6 protein-coding genes are annotated in these 6,118 nt (G+C 52.3%); 5 read left to right on the top strand and 1 reads right to left on the bottom strand.

Annotation, left to right across the window (positions count from 1 at the left end; genetic code table 11):
- The 3 genes from NTZ04_01760 to NTZ04_01750 form a co-directional block, all read left to right on the top strand.
- Positions 1–654: hypothetical protein (locus NTZ04_01760; GenBank protein MCX5991049.1), on the top strand; the 654-nt coding region annotated here is incomplete at its 5' end.
- Positions 655–830: 176 nt separating this feature from the next.
- A complete protein-coding gene (locus tag NTZ04_01755; protein ID MCX5991048.1) occupies positions 831–1,424 on the top strand; it encodes an archaeosortase/exosortase family protein in 594 nt (197 codons plus the stop codon).
- 132 nt (positions 1,425–1,556) lie between these two features.
- Positions 1,557–2,057, top strand: a complete 501-nt coding sequence (locus NTZ04_01750; protein ID MCX5991047.1) for a nitroreductase family protein — start codon at positions 1,557–1,559, stop codon at positions 2,055–2,057.
- A 615-nt stretch (positions 2,058–2,672) separates the two neighbouring features.
- Here NTZ04_01750 and rlmB read toward each other — a convergent pair.
- Positions 2,673–3,410, bottom strand: a complete 738-nt coding sequence (gene rlmB / locus NTZ04_01745) for a 23S rRNA (guanosine(2251)-2'-O)-methyltransferase RlmB (protein MCX5991046.1) — start codon at positions 3,408–3,410, stop codon at positions 2,673–2,675.
- Between the two features lie 297 nt (positions 3,411–3,707).
- Between rlmB and NTZ04_01740 the strand changes: the two genes are divergently transcribed.
- On the top strand, positions 3,708–5,117 hold the full coding sequence (locus tag NTZ04_01740) for a condensation domain-containing protein (protein MCX5991045.1): 1,410 nt from the start codon (positions 3,708–3,710) through the stop codon (positions 5,115–5,117).
- 195 nt (positions 5,118–5,312) lie between these two features.
- Positions 5,313–5,783, top strand: a complete 471-nt coding sequence (locus NTZ04_01735; GenBank protein MCX5991044.1) for a peroxiredoxin — start codon at positions 5,313–5,315, stop codon at positions 5,781–5,783.
- Positions 5,784–6,118: the final 335 nt, after the last annotated feature.

The raw sequence follows: 6,118 nt of genomic DNA, 5'->3' as shown, positions 1-6,118 counted from the left end.
GCTACGATTAGCGGCGGCGGCACCACCTATAACGTAGCGGTCAGCGGCATGACTGGCAACGGCACAGTGATTGCCAGCATTGATCAGAACAAAGCCCACGATGCAGCGGGGAACGCTAACACTGCCTCCACCAGCACGGATAATCAAGTGAACTATGTTCCGTCACAGCCCAATACGCCGGTTGGCTCGAATGTTACGGTCGTGCTTAATGGCATGACCATCACTTTCGCCAACGTCAGTGTGGCAGGAAATACAACAGTGACGCAAGAGACTGCACCATGTGGGAGTGGCCCTGGGAGTTTGCCTGCGGGATACCGCCCCATAGGTGCAACGTACCATATCACTACCGATGCGACCCACACCGGAAATGTGACTGTGGTCAGAAGCTATGACCCATCAAGCACATCGGACGCGCAGAACCTGAGGCTTTTCCATTGTGGCGGAACCGGCTGGAAGGACGTCACAACCTCGGTGAACACCGTAAACAACATTATCTATGGGCAGGACTCTACGCTTTCCTGGTGGCAAATCGGTGACCCGGGCGCTGGTGCGCATTCAGGCTCAGTCTTCCCCAGCATCTACATAGCAGCCATAGCTGTGGCTGCTGCTGGAGTGATCGGCTACGCCATCTATAGGAGGCGGGCGAAGGCTTAGCAGATTGCCAATCACAAGTACCCTGCTGGGGTGGATAGAGACTATCCACCCCAGTTTTATTTAATCTTGTTTTGGCGTTGAATCTGCCCTATGCTGTGAAGATGAGGCAGCCATGTTCGTTTGGGAGCGAATAATACCAAAGAGGCAGGTGATTACTGGAAATTCGTCATAGTTTCCTGAACTCGTGGCCAGTGGTGCTAGCCATCTTCCTGGGACTTGTAGCCCTGTTTGGCGCACCAGGCTATTACATCGCCCCACGGAGGTTCAAGCAGCCACTGGCGCGCTTCCTGGTGCGTTACGGAGTGAGTTTCCTCTGTCTTATGGGCTTGGAGATGGGCTTCCTCTGGCTCGTGCCCTCCGTCCATCGCACCATGCAGCAACTCACCGCCGCGTCCGTGGGATGGACACTGACCCGCGCCGGTGTCGACACTTCTGTCTCAGGGTCCCTCATCACAACCAACAATCCCACCGTGGCCTATACCATCGATGTTGCCTGCCTGGGCGGGGTGCTCTTCTGGGCTTATCTTGCCCTGGTGATGGCAGAGTTCAAAGCCACGCGGCGACAGCGGCTGTTAGGTCTGGCTGCTGGCACCGTCATCCTGGTTTGTTTCAATCTGTTCCGCATCACTATCAGCGTTTACATTGACTGGCGCACTGGCGTCTATGTGCACGACTACTTCTATCTCTTCAACATGGCCTTCGTCCTCCTTTTATGGGCCGGATGGCTGAGGACCCTGAAACCCAAGAGAGCCGTCTCGGGGCCTGGGTAGCAGACCTCACCCCACCATCGCCCCGTAGAACCCCAGCCAAGCTCCCTTTGTATCCAATCTGAGGTTGGGGGTGGTACAATGGGTGGCAGGCGGGTCACACCAAGGAGAAGCGCGGGAAGAAATGGAGGACAGATGGATAGCATCCTGGAAGTGATTGTTTCACGAGGAAGTGTCAGGAAGTGGAGATCCAATGCCGTTTCTGATGCGGATATCAAAGACGTGCTGGAAGCGGCAATGAATGCCCCATCAGCGGTGAATGAGCAAGCATGGCAGTTTGTGGTGCTGAGCGGTAAGATCCTCGAAGACTTTGTGAAGATCAACGGCAATACTCCCAATGGAGCACCCGTGGGGATACTGGTTTGCGGCGATAAGAAGCTGGACAAGCTCGGGGGATTCTATCTGCATGACTGTTGTGCTGCCACACAGAACATTCTTCTGGCGGTTCATGCTAAAGGACTGGGAGGAGTCTGGACTGCTGTCTTCCCCAACTCTATTCCGGAAGTGCGCAAGCTACTGAATCTGCCAGACCATGTCATTCCAATCTCCTTTGTTCCCTTCGGATATCCTGATGTAAGGCAGCCCAAACCGTCCAGCCGATACGACGAAGCGAAAGTGCACAGAAATGGCTGGTAGGCTCTCCAGGTGCGGTGCTTAGCAGAACTTCAGGCTGTCCAGGCCACTTGCTGTGAATCTTAAGCTGCTTTCAGGGCCTCGTTGAGTCTGGCAAGAAAAGCAGGCCAATCCCTGTCACAAGGAAAGCCCCCAAGATTGCAGCTATCATAATCTTCGTAATCCGGTCATACCTGGGCGTGTCCTCGTACATCAGATAGCTCCAGTTACCCGGCTTGGCAGATGGCCGACTCTTGCTCACCTAGACAATTATCTTACCTCAAGAATTCACCACATGATAGAGAGAACGCCCTCATCTTCTGTTGAATTGCATCTTCACTCCCAGTCCCATGTCAATCTTTGTTGTCACCCGCTGTTTCAGGAGTTTGGGGCATTGTCGGTTCCCTGGGCATAGGTGTTGCCACCAGGGCTTCTGGTTCAGAATATGCCATGTATTCAATGCCATTGCATACCACCCCAACCTCAGCTTGGATACAAAGAGGGGCCTTTCGGAAAACCTGTTTTCTGGGCTGCGATTGTATCTGGTATCTGCATCCTGGTTTCGGAGCGGGAGATTGCATTGAACAGAGTGGCTAATTGTTGCCCGGGCGCGCTAGCGCTGGGATTGAGGAACAAAAACTACCGGCTTCTTTGTTTCAAGGCTTCGTACATTACTAACGCCGCAGCAATAGAGGCGTTAAGTGAGGTAATCTTCCCCAGCATTGGGATAGACGCCAGAAAATCACACGTTTTTTTGACTAAATCCGATAGTCCCTTGCCTTCACTACCTATGACAATTGCTGTCGGCAGCATAAAGTCCACCTGGCTGTAGTCTATTTTGCCGGCAGGGTCTATGCCAACAACCCAGACACCATTTCTTTTCAGTGTCACCATAGTCTGGGAGATATTGGATACCCTTGCCACCGGCACATACTCTATAGCACCAGCCGATGCCTTGGCCACGGCAGCAGTGAGCCCCACAGCCCTTCTTGAACGGATAATCACACCGTGAATACTGCTCGCCTCGGCGGTCCTTAGAATCGCCCCCAGATTCTGGGGGTCTTCAATACCATCAAGGATACAATAAAGGGGCGGTTCGTTCCTTTCTCTAGAGATAGTGAGCAAGTCCTCTAAGGAGATGTATTCCTTGGCTGCCGCGTAAGCAATGACCCCTTGGTGAGCAGAAGTTGTGCTCGACTCATCAATAACGCGTCTGGTCACGTATTCCACGGGTATCCCCCTGGCTTGAGAAAGGTTCAATATTTGGGCAACTGCGGTATGCCGTCCGATATCGCCGGCAAGCAATATTTTATTTATGGGACGGCCAGACTTTAGTGCCTCAATTACCGGGTTTCTACCCTCAATAGTGTCTGCCATTATTTACCTTTGCTTCATGAGGTGTTGGTCCCCAGTCCCCAGTCATTGTACCACCTCCAGAGTCAGACCTGGCATATTTGGAGCTGCCCCCTTTTTGGTACCGGTCGTAATGTTAGTCGTATGGGGCATTTCACCGATTGCGCCTCCTCCAGGGGTGACTGGTCCCCACCGGCGTCTTGCAGAACTTCAGTCTATCCCCCTTCGTATCCAAGCTGAGGCTGGAGTGATAGAATTAGTTGGTGCAGGTCATACGGTGGGTGTGGCACATATCCCCAACGTCATTATCAGCGAGGAAAGATGAAAGCGTCTCGCAGATTGATACCGCTCAATTGCATGGACAGGACCGTCCTGGCCTTTCAGGAGGTAAACGAGCCCTTTATCATTCACGCTTTCCTGTACCTCGAGGGCGAGATTGACCCGTCCAGATTGAACCAGGCTATCGTGTCCGCCCAGATGGCCCACCCCGTAATGAGGACAGTCCTGCGGGGCAAGTACCTCAGGATTGACCGCGAAGTGCAGGATGACCTCGGAAACAGCGTCCTCACCGTGCAGAGTCTGGCTCAGATCCCGGATTCGGACTACGATCGATGTCTCTTTGAATGGATGAACAAGCCCCTGGATCTGAGGAAGGAGTTCCCTTTCCGGGTACTTCTGTTGAGGAAGAATGAGACTCAATCCACCCTGGTTTTCACTTTCCATCACTCGGCAGCGGATGGGATCCACGCTATGTTCTTTATAAGGAAGATCATTGAGTTCTACAACAATGAGGTTCCCGGCGATTATAAGCCGCCGGAGGATATCCGCCTGTCCCGCAAGGGGGATGCCCTGTTTGAATTCGCCCAGAGCCAGAGGGCCAGGGTAAAGAACTACTATTGGAAGATAATCTACGATACTGTCTACCGCCTGGTTCTGGCGGCTGTTCCTTCTCCGTCGAGGTTTTACCATGATAAATCAGGGCGATCGAGAGATACCTTCTTCTGCAATACCACTATAGGCCCAGAGAAACTGAAGCAGATCGAAGCCAAAGCAACATCGGCCGGCGTCGAGGTGAACGACATACTTCTGGCGTCGTGTTACCGGATAGTGGATAAATGGAATCGGATGCATGGAAAGGCCAGCAATAAGGTGCGGGCCATGGTCGTTGTGAATATCAGCCCCAAGGAGTTTCGCCATGTCGTTTCAAACCAGGTATCCTGGATCTCCCCAACTACCTGGCCTGCAGACAGGGCGGATCAGGCGAAGCTGCTGAAGAAGTTGAGGGCATATACGCTCTCTGTGACCATGAACAGGAGGGCCTTCTCGCTGATCTACTTCTTCTATTTTCTTACCCGACTCCCGCCGATCGTCTACCTGCAGGTCTTCAGGTTCCTGGTTTTCCTGCGGACACATGGTGATTGCCCTGACGTGACCAATATCGGCGTCATCTGGCCCAAGATAGGCTCCGAGGAACCGGCTGTCACTCACATAGGCAAGGCCAGGATACTCAATATCACTGGCGCACCGCCAGTGACGACCCCGTGGACACTGGCCTTTGCCCTCAGTACCTACAACAGGACCCTGAATATCTCTTTGACCTACAGGCCATCCATGTTCTCCAGAGAAAAGGTGCAGGAGCTCTTGAATCTCTATGTCGAAGAAGTGATGAACTACCAGGTCGGCTCGAAGGGGGTTGTGGCGGAATCATCGCCGGCTGCTCTGCTCAGCTAGGATAGTGGTGCTTTGAGGATTTCCCGGGTTATTCACTCAGCTTCATTCATGCAGGCACCAATGATGCCCAACGAGGGGGCATTGACTATTCTTTGATGTTTGGCTAGGCTTTGGAGACCATATCGGATGCCCAGACAGCGCTGGATAGACTGAGTACCACCGTTGGCAAAACTGAGTAAGAGGGAGGTCTTCTCGATGGACAAGAAACAGAGGTTGGCAAGCATAGGAGAAACAGCGCCGGAATTAGTGCTCAAAGATCAGAACGGCACAGATTTCAAGCTGTCGGAGTTAAAAGGGAGGCGAGTCCTGCTATCCTTTCACCCTCTTGCTTGGACAGAAATCTGTGCCAAGCAGATGCAATCACTGGAAGAAAACAGAGGGGTTCTGGAATCCTTGAATACAATCCCGGTAGGACTCAGTGTTGACACGGTTCCATCGAAGAAGGCATGGGCTGATAATCTCGGAATTAAGGCCGTACGTTTGCTATCTGATTTTTGGCCACACGGCCAGGTTGCGGGCGCTTACGGCATTTTCAGAGAGAAGAACGGTTTCTCTGAGAGGGCAAATATCATCGTGGACGAGAACGGCAAAATTGCCTTCGTCAAAGTGTATGAGATACGTCAACTACCTGATATGCGCGAAATCATCGGAGTTATAAAGGGCTAGCCTTCTACCTGCAACAGGCCTTGTCATACATGATGCTATATTAACAACGCCTTGGGGCTGTCTGGTTGCACAAGTAAGCGTAACAATCGAGATTCTTCGCTGCGCTCAGAATGACACAGTTGGCGATATGTCACCCTGAGCGAAGCCGAAGGGTCTCCTCTAGCAAAGAGAATGACGCCTGTTCTTGCAACTAAGCACTAGTACTTAGTTGCATAAATCTCCATACATATGTTTTAGGTGACCAGGGTGTATTACTCTCTTGGTCCATTCGAAGGGTTCTGCATGTTCGTTATGTGCCAGGGTAAAAGAGTCTATAGCACGGCAGACGTCTTGGA

The sequence above is a fragment of the Chloroflexota bacterium genome (assembly GCA_026389585.1).
Classification (GTDB): Bacteria; Chloroflexota; Dehalococcoidia; order UBA2247; family RBG-13-53-26; genus JAPLHP01.
The sequence above is the reverse complement of the archived record's forward strand: the minus strand, read 5'-3'. Positions and strand labels throughout refer to the sequence as shown.